13 protein-coding genes are annotated in these 12,707 nt (G+C 59.3%); 9 read left to right on the plus strand and 4 right to left on the minus strand.

All coding sequences use genetic code 11. The features are described from left to right. Window positions 1–6 precede the first annotated feature (6 nt). From RGAI101_RS14825 to RGAI101_RS14840, 4 genes are read left to right on the plus strand one after another with little or no spacing between them, the layout of a single operon-like run. On the plus strand, window positions 7–1,095 hold the full coding sequence (locus RGAI101_RS14825) for a microcin C ABC transporter permease YejB (protein ID WP_008228768.1): 1,089 nt from the start codon (window positions 7–9) through the stop codon (window positions 1,093–1,095). Window positions 1,096–1,099: 4 nt separating this feature from the next. Further along, window positions 1,100–2,206 carry an ABC transporter permease gene (locus tag RGAI101_RS14830; protein WP_008226146.1) on the plus strand — a complete coding sequence of 369 codons (1,107 nt, stop codon included), beginning with the start codon at window positions 1,100–1,102 and terminating at the stop codon, window positions 2,204–2,206. After that, window positions 2,203–2,505, plus strand: coding sequence for a hypothetical protein (locus tag RGAI101_RS14835; protein WP_008228898.1), 303 nt, complete (start codon window positions 2,203–2,205; stop codon window positions 2,503–2,505). The genes RGAI101_RS14830 and RGAI101_RS14835 overlap by 4 nt, the downstream gene beginning before the upstream one ends. Next, complete coding sequence (locus RGAI101_RS14840) at window positions 2,502–4,094, plus strand: ABC transporter ATP-binding protein (protein WP_008228499.1); 1,593 nt, start codon at window positions 2,502–2,504, stop codon at window positions 4,092–4,094. Before RGAI101_RS14835 ends, RGAI101_RS14840 begins: the two co-directional genes overlap by 4 nt. A gap of 12 nt (window positions 4,095–4,106) precedes the next feature. Here the strand turns inward: RGAI101_RS14840 and RGAI101_RS14845 are convergent, their stop codons facing one another. Further along, window positions 4,107–5,585 carry a D-alanyl-D-alanine carboxypeptidase family protein gene (locus RGAI101_RS14845; protein ID WP_037228425.1) on the minus strand — a complete coding sequence of 493 codons (1,479 nt, stop codon included), beginning with the start codon at window positions 5,583–5,585 and terminating at the stop codon, window positions 4,107–4,109. A 241-nt stretch (window positions 5,586–5,826) separates the two neighbouring features. Beyond that, a complete protein-coding gene (locus tag RGAI101_RS14850) occupies window positions 5,827–6,528 on the minus strand; it encodes an HAD family hydrolase (protein WP_008228438.1) in 702 nt (233 codons plus the stop codon). Window positions 6,529–6,618: 90 nt separating this feature from the next. Between RGAI101_RS14850 and clpS the strand changes: the two genes are divergently transcribed. The 4 genes from clpS (at window position 6,619) to hemF (ending at window position 9,769) form a co-directional block, all read left to right on the plus strand. Beyond that, entirely contained in the window at window positions 6,619–6,960 is a 342-nt protein-coding gene (clpS, locus tag RGAI101_RS14855) for an ATP-dependent Clp protease adapter ClpS (protein WP_008226807.1), read from the plus strand. A 3-nt stretch (window positions 6,961–6,963) separates the two neighbouring features. Continuing rightward, window positions 6,964–7,956: a class I SAM-dependent methyltransferase gene (locus tag RGAI101_RS14860; protein ID WP_008228976.1), complete on the plus strand. Its 993-nt coding sequence runs from the start codon at window positions 6,964–6,966 to the stop codon at window positions 7,954–7,956. A 29-nt stretch (window positions 7,957–7,985) separates the two neighbouring features. After that, on the plus strand, window positions 7,986–8,786 hold the full coding sequence (locus tag RGAI101_RS14865) for an SDR family NAD(P)-dependent oxidoreductase (protein WP_008225286.1): 801 nt from the start codon (window positions 7,986–7,988) through the stop codon (window positions 8,784–8,786). An 89-nt stretch (window positions 8,787–8,875) separates the two neighbouring features. Next, complete coding sequence (gene hemF, locus RGAI101_RS14870; protein WP_008227423.1) at window positions 8,876–9,769, plus strand: oxygen-dependent coproporphyrinogen oxidase; 894 nt, start codon at window positions 8,876–8,878, stop codon at window positions 9,767–9,769. Between the two features lie 135 nt (window positions 9,770–9,904). Here hemF and RGAI101_RS14875 read toward each other — a convergent pair whose 3' ends face one another. Next, complete coding sequence (locus RGAI101_RS14875) at window positions 9,905–10,474, minus strand: fasciclin domain-containing protein (protein WP_037228427.1); 570 nt, start codon at window positions 10,472–10,474, stop codon at window positions 9,905–9,907. Between the two features lie 95 nt (window positions 10,475–10,569). Beyond that, window positions 10,570–11,529: a hydroxymethylbilane synthase gene (gene hemC / locus RGAI101_RS14880; protein ID WP_037228429.1), complete on the minus strand. Its 960-nt coding sequence runs from the start codon at window positions 11,527–11,529 to the stop codon at window positions 10,570–10,572. A 109-nt stretch (window positions 11,530–11,638) separates the two neighbouring features. Here hemC and hemE point away from each other — a divergent pair, with 109 nt between their 5' ends. Continuing rightward, window positions 11,639–12,688, plus strand: coding sequence for a uroporphyrinogen decarboxylase (gene hemE, locus RGAI101_RS14885; protein ID WP_008226464.1), 1,050 nt, complete (start codon window positions 11,639–11,641; stop codon window positions 12,686–12,688). Window positions 12,689–12,707: the final 19 nt, after the last annotated feature.

Here is a 12,707-nt window from a genome sequence, read left to right on the forward strand (position 1 = left end):
CCGACCATGGGCGCATATATTCTTCGACGGCTTTTGCTGATTATCCCGACGTTGATCGGGATCATGCTGATCAACTTCGCGTTGGTACAATTCGTGCCCGGCGGCCCGGTTGAGCAGGCCATCGCCCGTATTCAGGGCGGCGGAGATGTGTTCGAAGGCTTTTCGGGCAGCGGTAACGACGCGGGCAATGCCGACACGGCGGCGGCCAACGAAAACTACGTCGGCGCGCGCGGTCTTCCGCCGGAATTCATTGCCGAGCTCGAAAAGGAGTTCGGCTTTGACAAGCCCCCGGTCGAGCGTTTCGTCAACATGATGTGGAACTACATGCGCTTCGATTTCGGAGAGAGCTATTTCCGGTCCATCAGCGTGATCGATCTGATCAAGGAAAAGCTGCCGGTGTCGATCACGCTGGGGCTGTGGTCAACGGTGATTGCCTATCTTGTGTCGATCCCGCTGGGCATCCGCAAGGCGGTCAAGGACGGCACGGCCTTTGACACATGGACATCGGGCGCGATCATCGCAGCTTATGCGATCCCCGGATTTCTATTCGCGATCCTTCTGCTGGTGTTGTTTGCGGGCGGGTCCTACTGGCAGGTATTCCCGCTGCGCGGTCTGACATCGGATAATTTTGACCAGCTTAGCCCGTTGGCTAAGGTTGGCGATTATTTCTGGCACATCGCTTTGCCGGTGCTTGCTTCGACCATCTCGGCCTTTGCGACGCTGACTTTGCTGACCAAGAACAGCTTTCTCGACGAGATCAAAAAGCAATATGTGATGACGGCGCGGGCCAAAGGATTGTCCGAACGCAAGGTGCTTTATGGCCATGTCTTCCGTAATGCGATGCTGATCGTGATCGCGGGCTTTCCGGCGGTCTTCATCGGCGTGTTCTTTGGCGGATCGCTGATCATCGAAACGATATTCAGCCTTGATGGCTTGGGCCGCCTGGGCTTTGAGGCTGCGGTCGCGCGCGATTATCCGATCGTATTCGGCACGCTGTTCATCTTTGGTTTGATCGGTCTGGTCGTCGGCATTCTGTCTGACCTGATGTATGTGATCGTCGATCCGCGCATCGACTTTGAAAAGCGCGAGGGCTGATCCGATGGCGCTGTCCCCCCTGAACCAACGCCGCTGGCGTAACTTTACCCGCAACCGCCGCGCATATTGGAGCCTTTGGGTCTTCGCGATCCTGTTCGGCATCTCGCTTTTCGCGGAATTCGTCGCCAACGATAAACCGATCGTGGTGAGTTATGGCGGCGAATATTTCATGCCGATCTTCAACTTCTACCCTGAAACGGCCTTTGGCGGTGATTTCCAGACCGAAGCGGTCTACCGCGATCCTGAGGTCAAATGCCTGATTGCAACCGGTGGGATGGACGCGTGTTTCGACGACCCCGAAGCGTTGATCGAAGACGCGCAAGACGGGCAGATTGACGGGCAGGCGATTGAAAAAGGCTGGTCGGTCTGGCCGGTCATTCCCTATTCGTTCAACACCGCCGTGGACCGTCCCGGTGCAGCCCCCTTGCCGCCCAATGCGCAGAACTGGCTGGGCACCGACGGCACCAAGCGTGACGTGATGGCGCGGGTGATCCACGGCTTCCGCCTGTCGGTGATCTTTACGCTGATCGTGACCGGTGCCGCATCGCTAATCGGGATCATCGCAGGGGCGGTACAGGGCTTTTTCGGCGGCTGGACCGATCTGATCTTTCAGCGCGTGATCGAGATATGGTCGTCGACCCCGTCGCTATACGTCATCATCATCATGTTCGCGATTCTGGGGCGCAGTTTCTGGCTGCTGGTGTTCCTGCTGGTGCTGTTCAGTTGGACATCGCTGGTGGGCGTGGTGCGCGCGGAATTCCTGCGGGCACGCAACCTTGAATATGTGCGCGCGGCCCGTGCCCTTGGCGTCGGCAACGTGACGATCATGTTCCGCCACATGCTGCCCAATGCGATGGTTGCGATGCTGACCATGTTGCCCTTCATCATTACCGGCACGATCAGCACCTTGGCGATCCTTGATTTTCTGGGCTTTGGTCTGCCGTCTTCGGCCCCTTCATTGGGCGAACTGACCTTGCAGGCGAAACAGAACCTGCAAGCCCCTTGGTTGGCGTTCACTGCGTTTTTCACCTTTGCCATCATGCTGTCGCTGCTGATTTTTATCTTTGAAGGCATCCGCGACGCGTTCGACCCCAGAAAGACCTTTTCATGAGTGCCCTTGCAGCGCGTTCGCCCATCAGCAGTCTGGCGACGGTTCTCTATATGATCGCGGTAGCCGTTTCGATCGCCGTCACCCTTCGGCTGGTGCTGTTCATCTTTCTTGAGCCCGGCGATACCTTGGGCTTTATGTTTTCCGTTTTGGAAACCAAATTTCTACCCAGCACGCTGACGGTCGTTTTCGGGTGCTGGTCGGTCGCGGTGCTGCGCCTCCCGCCAGTTTGGCTTCGTCTGCTGTGCGTGCCGATGGCGGCATGGGGCGTCTACGCTTTGATGGGATTTCTTGCACAATGACGTCATCTTCTTTAGCTCTGCTCGAGGTTTCGGACCTGCGCGTTTCCTTCCGTCAGGACGGCACGCTTAGCCATGCGGTCAAAGGGGTCAGCTTTACCGTTCAGCGCGGTGAAACCGTGGCGCTGGTCGGTGAAAGCGGGTCGGGTAAATCCGTGTCCGCGCTTAGCACCGTGTCTCTGCTTGGCGACAGCGCCGAGGTGTCGGGGTCCGTTCTGTATGACGGGCAGCAGATGATCGGGGCAGGGGACAAACTGCTGCGCAAGGTTCGTGGCAATGACATCAGCTTTATCTTTCAAGAGCCGATGACCTCGCTGAACCCGCTGCACACTATTGAAAAGCAGTTGGGTGAATCCCTGGCGTTGCATCAGGGTGTCGTCGGCGCATCGGCGCGGGCGCGTATTCTGGAACTGCTCGACAAGGTCGGGATCAATGATGCCGAAAGCCGTCTGGGGGCCTATCCGCATCAGCTGTCAGGCGGGCAACGGCAGCGCGTCATGATCGCCATGGCGCTTGCCAACAAACCTGACGTGCTGATCGCGGATGAACCGACGACGGCACTGGACGTGACCATTCAGGCGCAGATCCTGGATTTGCTGAAAGAACTGAAAGACAGCGAAGGCATGGGGCTTTTATTCATCACCCACGACCTTGGCATCGTGCGCCGCATCGCCGACCGTGTCTGCGTGATGCAGCATGGCGAAATCGTCGAACAAGGCCCCACGCGCGAGATTTTCGACAATCCCCAGCATCCCTACACGATCAAGCTTTTGGGGGCAGAACCCTCGGGCCGCCCTGATCCGGTGCCGGACACGGCCGAGGTGATCGCCAGTACGGACCACCTGAAGGTCTGGTTCCCGATCCAGCAGGGCCTGATGCGTCGCACGGTGGATCATGTGAAGGCGGTGAACGATGCATCGCTGTCGGTGCGTGCGGGTGAAACCGTCGGGATCGTGGGAGAATCGGGGTCCGGTAAGACGACGATGGCGCTTGCGATCATGCGGTTGATTGCCTCCGAAGGCGGGATCAACTTCATGGGGCAGGACGTGCGCAGTTGGTCCACGCGTGAATTGCGGCGTCTGCGCAAGGACATGCAGATCGTGTTTCAGGACCCGTTCGGCAGTCTGAGCCCGCGGATGACCTGCATGCAGATCATCTCGGAAGGGCTGACGATCCACAATGTCGATCCTCAGCGTAATCCGCGCGAACTGGTGCGGGATGTGATGGTCGAAGTGGGGCTCGACCCCGCCACGATGGATCGCTACCCGCATGAATTTTCAGGTGGTCAACGCCAGCGGATTGCGATTGCGCGCGCGATGGTTTTGCGCCCGCGTCTGCTGGTGCTGGATGAACCGACGTCGGCGTTGGATATGACGGTACAGGTGCAGATCGTCGAATTGTTGCGCAATTTGCAGCGCAAATACGGCTTGGCCTATCTGTTTATCAGCCATGATCTGAAGGTCGTGCGCGCAATGTCGCACAAGGTCATCGTCATGAAACGGGGTGATGTGGTGGAATATGGCGACGTGGATACGCTGTATGACAACCCCACGTCAGACTACACCCGCGCGTTGTTGCAGGCGACGACCTAAGCGCGACGGCGCTTAGCCCGGCCCGATCATGAAGCAGCTGACGTTGCGTGCAGCCAACCGGCGGCAAGCCATATCGGCTGTTTCGCGGGTCATGCCGAGGAAATTCGCGTCAAACCCCTGGGGCCGCCGCACGACTTTGCGCAACGTGCCGTCCAGCGTCGACATTTCGGTCAGCGCGGTTTTCAGCAACACCTTTTCAGCAGCGTAGCGGCTGGGGTAACGGCCCACGTTGACGCCCCAGTGGCGTCCGCCGGAGGTCGATACTCGGGTGATGACTTCAGGTGCGGCGGGGGCCTTTTGGGTCTTGGTCGGTGTGATTGCAGCCAGCAGCGATTTCGGCCGAAGCGAAGGGCGGATCGACACGCCGCCGAGGCTGGCGACCTTCACGACCTCTTCCTCGGGTGCGGATGGCGCGGCTGCCACGGCTTCCTGCAGCGCGGCGGTAATGTCGGAATTCAGAACGGGCGACGTTTCCGGCGTGACCTGCGCAACGGTCACGACAACCGGTGCTTCGCTTACGGGCCGCAGCACGGGCCGTTTCGATGTGGTCACGGCCCCGATCAGGCGGATCGTCTTGCCCGCAGCGCCAGCGGTCGTACCGCTGGCGACAACGACATCTTCGACATCTGCATAGACAGGCTTCGCCGGTTTTTGCAGCGGTGCCTTGGACGGGGCGCGGCGAAAGCCCAGATCCATCAGCTCGGCGACCTTTGCGTTGCGCGCCGATGTCGATGTGCCTCCGAAAACGGTCACGATGACGCGTTCATTGCCGCGCTCGGCAGAGGCGACCAGATTGAAGCCTGCGGCGCGGGTGTAGCCGGTCTTGATGCCATCAGCGCCTTTGTAGGACGACAGGAAACGACGGTTGGTATGGCTGACCTTGCGCACGCCGGCGTCTGCCGTGATGCGCGAGAACAAGTTGTAATACTCGGGGAAATCATAAAGCAGGTGACGCCCCATCATCGTCATGTCGCGGGCGGTGGACATGTGCCCTGCCTCGGTCAGGCCGTGGGCGTTTTTGAAGGTGGTCTTGGTCATCCCAAGGGCCTTGGCCGTGCGGTTCATGCGCCGGGCGAATTTCGCCTCGGATCCTTCAATCGCTTCGCCGATGGCAGTCGCGGCGTCATTCGCGGATTTCACCGCTGCGGCGCGGATTAGGTAGCGCAGCGCAATCGTCTGCCCGGATTTCAGACCAAGCTTGCTGGGCGGTTCAGAGGCGGCGTGGCTGGAGATTTTCACCTGGCTATCCAGCGAGATTTCGCCGCGTTTGATTGCCTCGAATGCGATGTAGAGCGTCATCATCTTTGTCAGGGAGGCCGGATGCAGTCGCGTCTCTGCGTTGCGCGAATGCAACACCTCGCCAGAGCGTGCGTCGATCACATAGGCCGCATAGGGGGCGGCTAACGCGCTAAGCGGGAGGACCACAAGGATCCATACTGCCGCAAGAATAAATAGCCCATAACGGGCCGGCTGCATGCGCCGCGCTCTCATAATAACTGCCTTTGCTCTGCCTCGGACCGCCGATTTTTCGACTGGCCACTGTTTATTAGAAACAGGCTACCACAGGTCGATTAACCAAGAAACCCGTTGTCTTGCAGCAGGGGCAGAAAAGATGAAAGGGGCACATTCCACATCTAGCGGCCGCCAAATTTTTGACCACTACAGGGGCGATTGTGGCGGAAATGTGGCGGCGGTGGGGCGCAATTGGAAAGAATCTGACAGGTGACAGTTTTCAGGTGATTTGGTCCAGAACACCCTCAAGTTCGGCAAGCTGGGTGATCTGCTTGAACCGGTCGGAGTGATGCGGCGTCGGTGCATGTTCCAGCGCCCAGGTCACCCCGTGGGGGACATGAACGCCCCAGCCACCGGCCTTGATCATGGGCACCACGTCCGATTTCAACGAATTGCCCACCATCAGACCTTGCGTGGGGCCACGCCCGTGCTGGTCGAAGATGCGCGCATAGACTTCGGGGGTCTTGTCCGACACGATCTCGATCGCGGAGAACATGCCGCGCAATCCGGATTCCGCCAGTTTACGTTCCTGGTCGAGCAAATCGCCCTTGGTGATCAGCACAAGACGGTAGTGATCCTGCAAGGATTCCAGGGTTTCCTGCGCATGGGGCAGCAGTTCGACAGGGTGGGCCAGCATATCGCGGCCGGCCGCCATGATTTCGGCAATGACCGATGCGGGCACGCGCCCTCCGGTCACGTCAATGGCGGTTTCGATCATCGACAGGGTGAAGCCTTTGATGCCAAACCCGTAATGCGGGATATTGCGGCGCTCTGCCTCAAGCAGGCGGTCCATCAGGGTGTCCGGGTCAGTATGGTCGCGCAGCAGGTCGGCAAACATGCCTTGGGTCAGGACAAAGAAGCGTTCATTGTGCCAAAGCGTGTCATCGGCATCAAACCCGATGGTCGTAACGTGATCGGTCATCTTTGGCCCTGCCTCTTTTCTAATTCTGCATTCAGGTTATATAGACGGTCATACGACTCACTTGAAACCTTTGTACACGCAGGAGCAGCAATGCGCCTTGATGATCTGATGATGGCGGGCAAAGACCGGGACGACGACGAAACCGATCTGTTGACCAAGACCAAACCCAAGACCAAACGGCCACCCTTGTACAAGGTGATGCTGCTGAATGATGATTTCACACCGATGGAATTCGTCGTGCACGTGTTGGAACGGTTCTTTGGCCTGAACCATGCGCAAGCGTTCGAGATCATGCTGACGGTCCACAAAAAGGGTCTGGCCGTGGTCGGTGTGTTCAGCCACGAGATTGCAGAGACGAAGGTTGCCCAGGTCATGGATTTTGCACGGCGGCACCAGCATCCGCTGCAATGCACCATGGAAAAGGAAGAATAGCGCGTGATTGATTCACGTTTGCAGCTGGCGCTGGATGGCGGCGGCCTTGATTTACCGGCTGAAGGAACGATTGCCGTTTTCCAGCCGCCCCGTGATGCTGATTTGCCCGGTCTCGACAAGGACCGCGTGCAGATCATTCATGATTTCAAACCGGACTATGATGCCTGGACTGCGCGCGGCTATGACGTGGTGCGCACGGTCAAGGACCGCTATGCCGCCTGCATCGTCTGCCTGCCGCGTGCCAAGGCCGAAGCCCGTGTGCTGATCGCCAAGGCCTGCGAGGTCAGTGACGGTGTGGTCGTTATCGACGGTCAGAAAACCGATGGTGTCGACAGCATCCTGCGCGAAATGCGCGCGCGTGTGACGATACAGGGGCCGATTTCAAAAGCACATGGCAAGATGTTCTGGATCTCGGATCCGGCGGCGGATTTCTTTGTGGATTGGGCTCAGGGGCCAAGCTTGACCGAAGGCGGGTTCTGGACCGCACCGGGGGTGTTTTCGGCAGATGGCGTCGATCTTGCGTCGGCGTTGCTGGTCGATGCGCTGCCCGAAAAGCTGGGTGCACAGGTCGCTGATCTGGGCGCAGGCTGGGGGTTCCTGTCGGCACATGTGCTGACCCGTCCGGCTGTTGAAAAACTTTATTTGGTCGAAGCAGGGCATCTTGCCCTGGAATGCGCGCGGCGCAATGTGGCCGATGATCGCGCTGAATTTCTGTGGGAGGACGCCACCACCTGGCAGGCCCCGCACCGTCTGGATGCGGTCGTGATGAACCCGCCGTTCCACACCGGTCGCGCGGCTGAACCGCAGATCGGTCAGGCCTTTGTCACGGCGGCCGCACGGATGCTGTCGGCGCAAGGCAAGCTGTGGATGGTGGCCAACCGTCATCTGCCCTATGAGGCCGAGTTGAAAACGCGTTTTGCCCATGTCGAGGAAATCGGCGGCGACGCCCGGTTCAAGCTGTTTCATGCAGCACGACCGCTGCGCAAACGTCGCTAAGCTTTGCTTGGCTTGATAAGGAACCAGTCATGTCTTTTTCGATCAAGGGTAAGAACGTCATAGTGACGGGGGCGGCCAATGGCATCGGGCTCGCGATTGCGCGCCAGTTTGCGGACAAGGGTGCCAACGTGATGTGCGCCGATACGGACGAAAAAGCGCTGGCCGAGGAATGGGGCAGCGCCAAGGAGGACGGCAACGTCCGCTTTTTCGCCGGTGATCTGCGTGAAAGACTGACAATCGCCAACCTTGTCTCGGCCACCATCGATGCGTTTGACGCGGTCGACGTGCTGGTCAATGCCTCGCGGCATTTTCAGCCGACGGATGCGTTGGACAGTGACGACATCAGCGTTGAAACCTTGTGGCAGGAAAACGTGATGACCGCGTTGCAGCTTACGCAACAGGTCGCGAAGCGGATGATCAAACAGGCCGAAGACAAGGCCGAGGGCAGCGTCGGCAGCATCATCAACCTGAGCTCGACCACCTCGCGGCACACGCGGCCCGAGTTGATGGCCTATTCGATGGCCGCCGCAGCGCTTGAGCAGATGACACGCTCAATGGCGCTGACGCTGGCACCGCACCGCATTCGCGTAAATGCCGTGGCATTCGGATCGGTGATGAGCGGGTCATTGAAAGCGTCGGTCGCGGACAACCGTGAATGGCGCGATGACATTCGCAGCCACACGCCGCTGGGCCGGATCGCATCGCCGTCGGAATTGACCGACACGATCCAATATCTCGCAGCGGACAGTTCCAGCTTTATGACCGGCGAGGTCATCGTGGTTGATGGCGGGCGGTCGTTGCTGGATGCGGTAGATGCCCCGGCGCACTAGGCACGGGGCAGCGCATTGACCTTCGCTGGATCGCCCGGGCAAATTGCCGTGGCGACGTGGTTGGCGCAGACAAATAGGGCAGAGGGCTGATGACACAGAGTTTCTACACCGAAAAGACCCGCGCGGCAGCGTGGTTTCGTGAACTGCGCGATCAGATCGTCAGTGCCTTTGAAGGCTTGGAGAACAATCACGTTTCCGGGCCGATGGCCGATGCGGCACCGGGGGCGTTCGAGGTGACCAAGACGACCCGGACCAGCGAAGACGGGTCCGACGCGGGGGGCGGTCTGATGAGCGTGATGCGCGGTGGCCGCGTGTTTGAGAAGGTCGGAGTAAATATTTCCACCGTCTACGGCACACTTGGTGAACGCGCGCAGCATGCGATGGCGGCCCGCAAAGGCATTCCGGGAATGAAAGATGATCCGCGGTTCTGGGCGTCGGGGATCAGCCTTGTCGCGCATATGCAAAACCCCCACGCGCCGGCGGTTCACATGAATACACGTATGTTCTGGACGCCCCATGCGTGGTGGTTCGGCGGCGGGTCGGATTTGAACCCCTGCATCGAATATGCCGAGGACACGGCGCATTTCCATGATCAGCAAAAGGCGCATCTGGATCCCCACGGGGACGCGTTTTATCCCAAGCTCAAGGCCTGGGCGGACGAGTATTTCTATATACCGCACCGCAACCGCGCCCGGGGCGTGGGGGGCATCTTTATGGATGATCACTGCACGGGAGATTGGGAGGCCGACTTTGCGCTGACCCACGATATCGGGCGCGCCTTCCTGCCGGCTTATCTGCCTTTGGTGGAAAAGCGGAAAGCGCAGGATTGGAATGAAGCGGATAAGGACGCGCAGTTGGTGCATCGCGGGCTCTATGCCGAATATAATCTGGTTTATGACCGGGGCACAAAATTCGGGCTCGAGACCGGGCATGATGCGAATGCCGTGTTGATGAGTTTGCCACCTTTGGCGAAATGGGTCTGATCGGGTAAAGAGGGGGCCAGCCCCCGCCCTGCGGGCTCCCCCGGGATTTAGGTCCATTTGGAATATTCAATGTGAAAAGCCCCCCGACCGCTTGGTCGAGGGGCTTTTGCGTTTAGGTTTTGGTCAGATCAAAGCTTAATGCTTTGGCAGGAACACACCACCGGTTTGGTGGATTACGCCATTCGACTGCTTCACGTCAGCAATCTCGACGAAGGCCGCATTGCTGTTTTCGTCCAGCAGTTTCAGCATGCCTTCTTCTATGGACGCCTGAATCACGCAACCGCCCAGGGTGTCGATGTCATGGCTGCCGCCGCCCGCTGCGACCATGGCCAGCAACGCTTCGGACATTACTTCGCCGGATACCACGTGGCAGGTCAGGATCTTTGTCAGCTCTTCCTTGTTTTCGGGCTTGAGCAGCATCTCGACTGCGCCTGGCTCAAGACGGTCGAAGGCTTCGTTGGTGGGGGCGAATACTGTGAACGGGCCTTCGCCGGACAGCGTTTCGACCAGACCGGCAGCTTTCACGGCCGCGACCAAGGTGGTGTGGTCGGCAGAGTTCATCGCGTTTTCAACGATGTTCATTTCGGTGGACATTTCTGCGCCGCCAACCATCGAGTTTTTCATGGCGTGGGCATCTGCAAATGCGGCCCCGGTTGTCAGGGCGAGGGCTGCTGTGGCTGTCATCATCTTTTTGGTAAAAGTCATGGTGTACTCCTGATAATCATTAAAGCTTGGTAGGCGGTTATGATTGAACAACGCGGCGTACAGGCAAATGGTTTCATCAAATTCGAAATAATGCGTTAGCCTTGCTTTGTCGCGTGCCAGTCGAAGAAGTTCGGCCCGGCCTGGGACAGCAGTTCCCTTGCAAGGTCCACGCCCATTTGCCCCCCGTCACCGATAGGGCCGCTGCGGTCTCCGGAGATCACTTCCGAGCCATCAGGGCGCAGGACTTCGCCGCGCAGGTGCAGGGTGTCACCGTCGAGCGTGGCAAGGCCGGCGATCGGGGTTTCGCACGAGCCGTCGAGCGTGAGCAGAAAGGCGCGCTCCGCGATCAGGCGTTGGCCCGTGGGCGTGTCATGTATCGCAGCGAGCAGGGCTTCGGTATCCAGATCACCTGCGCGCCTTTCAATGCCGATGGCTCCCTGGGCCACCGCGGGCAGCATGTCGGTGTCGTCGATCGGGGTGGCGGGGACATTTTCCATGCCCAAGCGGTTCAGGCCCGCCATGGCAAGGAAGGTACATTCGGCCACGCCATCAGCAAGCTTGCGCAGGCGCGTTTGCACGTTGCCGCGGAATTCGACGACCTGCAGATCGGGGCGCTTGTGCAGCAACTGTGCGCGGCGGCGCAGGCTTGAGGTGCCGACGACGGCCCCTTCGGTCAGTTGGTCCAGCGCGGACATCAGGGGCGCGACAAAGGCGTCACGCGGGTCTTCGCGCGGCAGATATGTATCCAGCAAAAGGCCGCCGGGCTGGACCGTCGGCATGTCTTTCATCGAATGCACGGCGATGTCGATCTTGCCCGCCAGCAGGTCTTCTTCGATCTCGCGGGTGAACAGGCCTTTGCCGCCAATTTCCTTGAGCGGGCGATCCTGGATCATATCCCCGGTCACCTTGATCACCACAATCTCGAACGCTGTCAGGGGCAGATCAAAGGCGGCGGACAGGCGCGCGCGGGTCTCGACCGCTTGGGCCATCGCGAGGGGGGAGCCGCGGGTACCGATGCGCAGGGGGTTCTGAGGGGTAGGCAAGGTCAAGGTCATCAAGTTCTCTTTGGGTAAGTCAATTTTGTGCGACAATGCGGCACCCGCGCCTTGACTTCCAGCCCCCACATCTTGACCTAAGGCAAAAGATTTCCTGAGGAGCCGACATATGGCGCAGACAACAGCCCCAACCAAAACCATTTTGCGCGCCTTGGCGGGTGAAACGCTGGCGACGCCGCCGATCTGGATGATGCGGCAAGCCGGGCGTTACTTGCCCGAATACAAAGCCACACGGGCCGAGGCGGGGGATTTCCTGTCCCTGTGCTACAACCCTGATCTGGCGACCGAGGTGACCTTGCAGCCGATCCGGCGCTATGGGTTCGATGCAGCGATCCTGTTTGCGGATATTTTGCTGGTACCGCAGGCCCTGGGGGCTGACCTGTGGTTTGTCACGGGCGAAGGGCCACGATTGTCGACGGTCACAACGCAGGCGGATTTTGACAAGCTCAAGCCCGTTGACGCGATCCACGAGACCCTGAACCCGATCTATCAGACCGTACGCAACCTGGGGGGGGCCTTGCCGCCGGAAACGACGCTGATCGGCTTTGCCGGGGCACCTTGGACCGTGGCGACCTATATGATCGCGGGACAGGGGACCAAAGACCAAGGGCCGGCGCATCAGTTGCGGATCAATGACAATCCGTTGTTCGAATCGCTGCTGAACCTGATCACCAAGGCGACGATTGAATACATGTCGGCACAGATCGATGCCGGGGCCGAAGTCATGAAGATTTTCGACAGCTGGGCCGGGTCGTTGTCGGGCGAGGCCTTCCAGAAATACGCGTTGGAGCCTGCGCGCGAGATCACGCAAGAACTGAAAAAGCGGCATCCCGGCATTCCGATCATCGGTTTCCCGCGCGAGGCAGGCGATCAGTACATCGGCTTTCACAGGGCGACCGGCGTTGATTGTGTGGCGCTTGATAATTCCGTGTCGGCAGAATGGGCGGCGGCGAATGTTCAGGTTGACGGCTGCGTTCAGGGTAACCTTGCGTCACGCCATATGGTCACCGGCGGACAGGATCTGGTCGATGAGACGCGGGCCATCGTAAAGGCGTTTTCCAAAGGCCCGCATATCTTCAACCTCGGTCACGGGATCACCCCGGATGCCGATCCGGACAACGTCCAGTTGATGATTGATACGGTTCGCGAAGCCGGTTGATGAAATTAGATTGGTTTTG

Source organism: Roseobacter sp. GAI101 (genome assembly GCF_000156335.1).
Classification (GTDB): Bacteria; Pseudomonadota; Alphaproteobacteria; order Rhodobacterales; family Rhodobacteraceae; genus Sulfitobacter.

Coding starts and splice junctions, on each gene's coding strand:
- RGAI101_RS14845 (WP_037228425.1), bottom strand. CDS start 5,585: ATGAGAGCGCGGCGCATGCAGCCGGCCCGTTATGGGCTATTTATTCTT.
- hemE (WP_008226464.1), top strand. CDS start 11,639: ATGGCGCAGACAACAGCCCCAACCAAAACCATTTTGCGCGCCTTGGCG.
- RGAI101_RS14835 (WP_008228898.1), top strand. CDS start 2,203: ATGAGTGCCCTTGCAGCGCGTTCGCCCATCAGCAGTCTGGCGACGGTT.
- RGAI101_RS14850 (WP_008228438.1), bottom strand. CDS start 6,528: ATGACCGATCACGTTACGACCATCGGGTTTGATGCCGATGACACGCTT.
- hemF (WP_008227423.1), top strand. CDS start 8,876: ATGACACAGAGTTTCTACACCGAAAAGACCCGCGCGGCAGCGTGGTTT.
- RGAI101_RS14840 (WP_008228499.1), top strand. CDS start 2,502: ATGACGTCATCTTCTTTAGCTCTGCTCGAGGTTTCGGACCTGCGCGTT.
- RGAI101_RS14825 (WP_008228768.1), top strand. CDS start 7: ATGGGCGCATATATTCTTCGACGGCTTTTGCTGATTATCCCGACGTTG.
- RGAI101_RS14830 (WP_008226146.1), top strand. CDS start 1,100: ATGGCGCTGTCCCCCCTGAACCAACGCCGCTGGCGTAACTTTACCCGC.
- RGAI101_RS14865 (WP_008225286.1), top strand. CDS start 7,986: ATGTCTTTTTCGATCAAGGGTAAGAACGTCATAGTGACGGGGGCGGCC.
- RGAI101_RS14875 (WP_037228427.1), bottom strand. CDS start 10,474: ATGACTTTTACCAAAAAGATGATGACAGCCACAGCAGCCCTCGCCCTG.
- hemC (WP_037228429.1), bottom strand. CDS start 11,529: ATGACCTTGACCTTGCCTACCCCTCAGAACCCCCTGCGCATCGGTACC.
- clpS (WP_008226807.1), top strand. CDS start 6,619: ATGCGCCTTGATGATCTGATGATGGCGGGCAAAGACCGGGACGACGAC.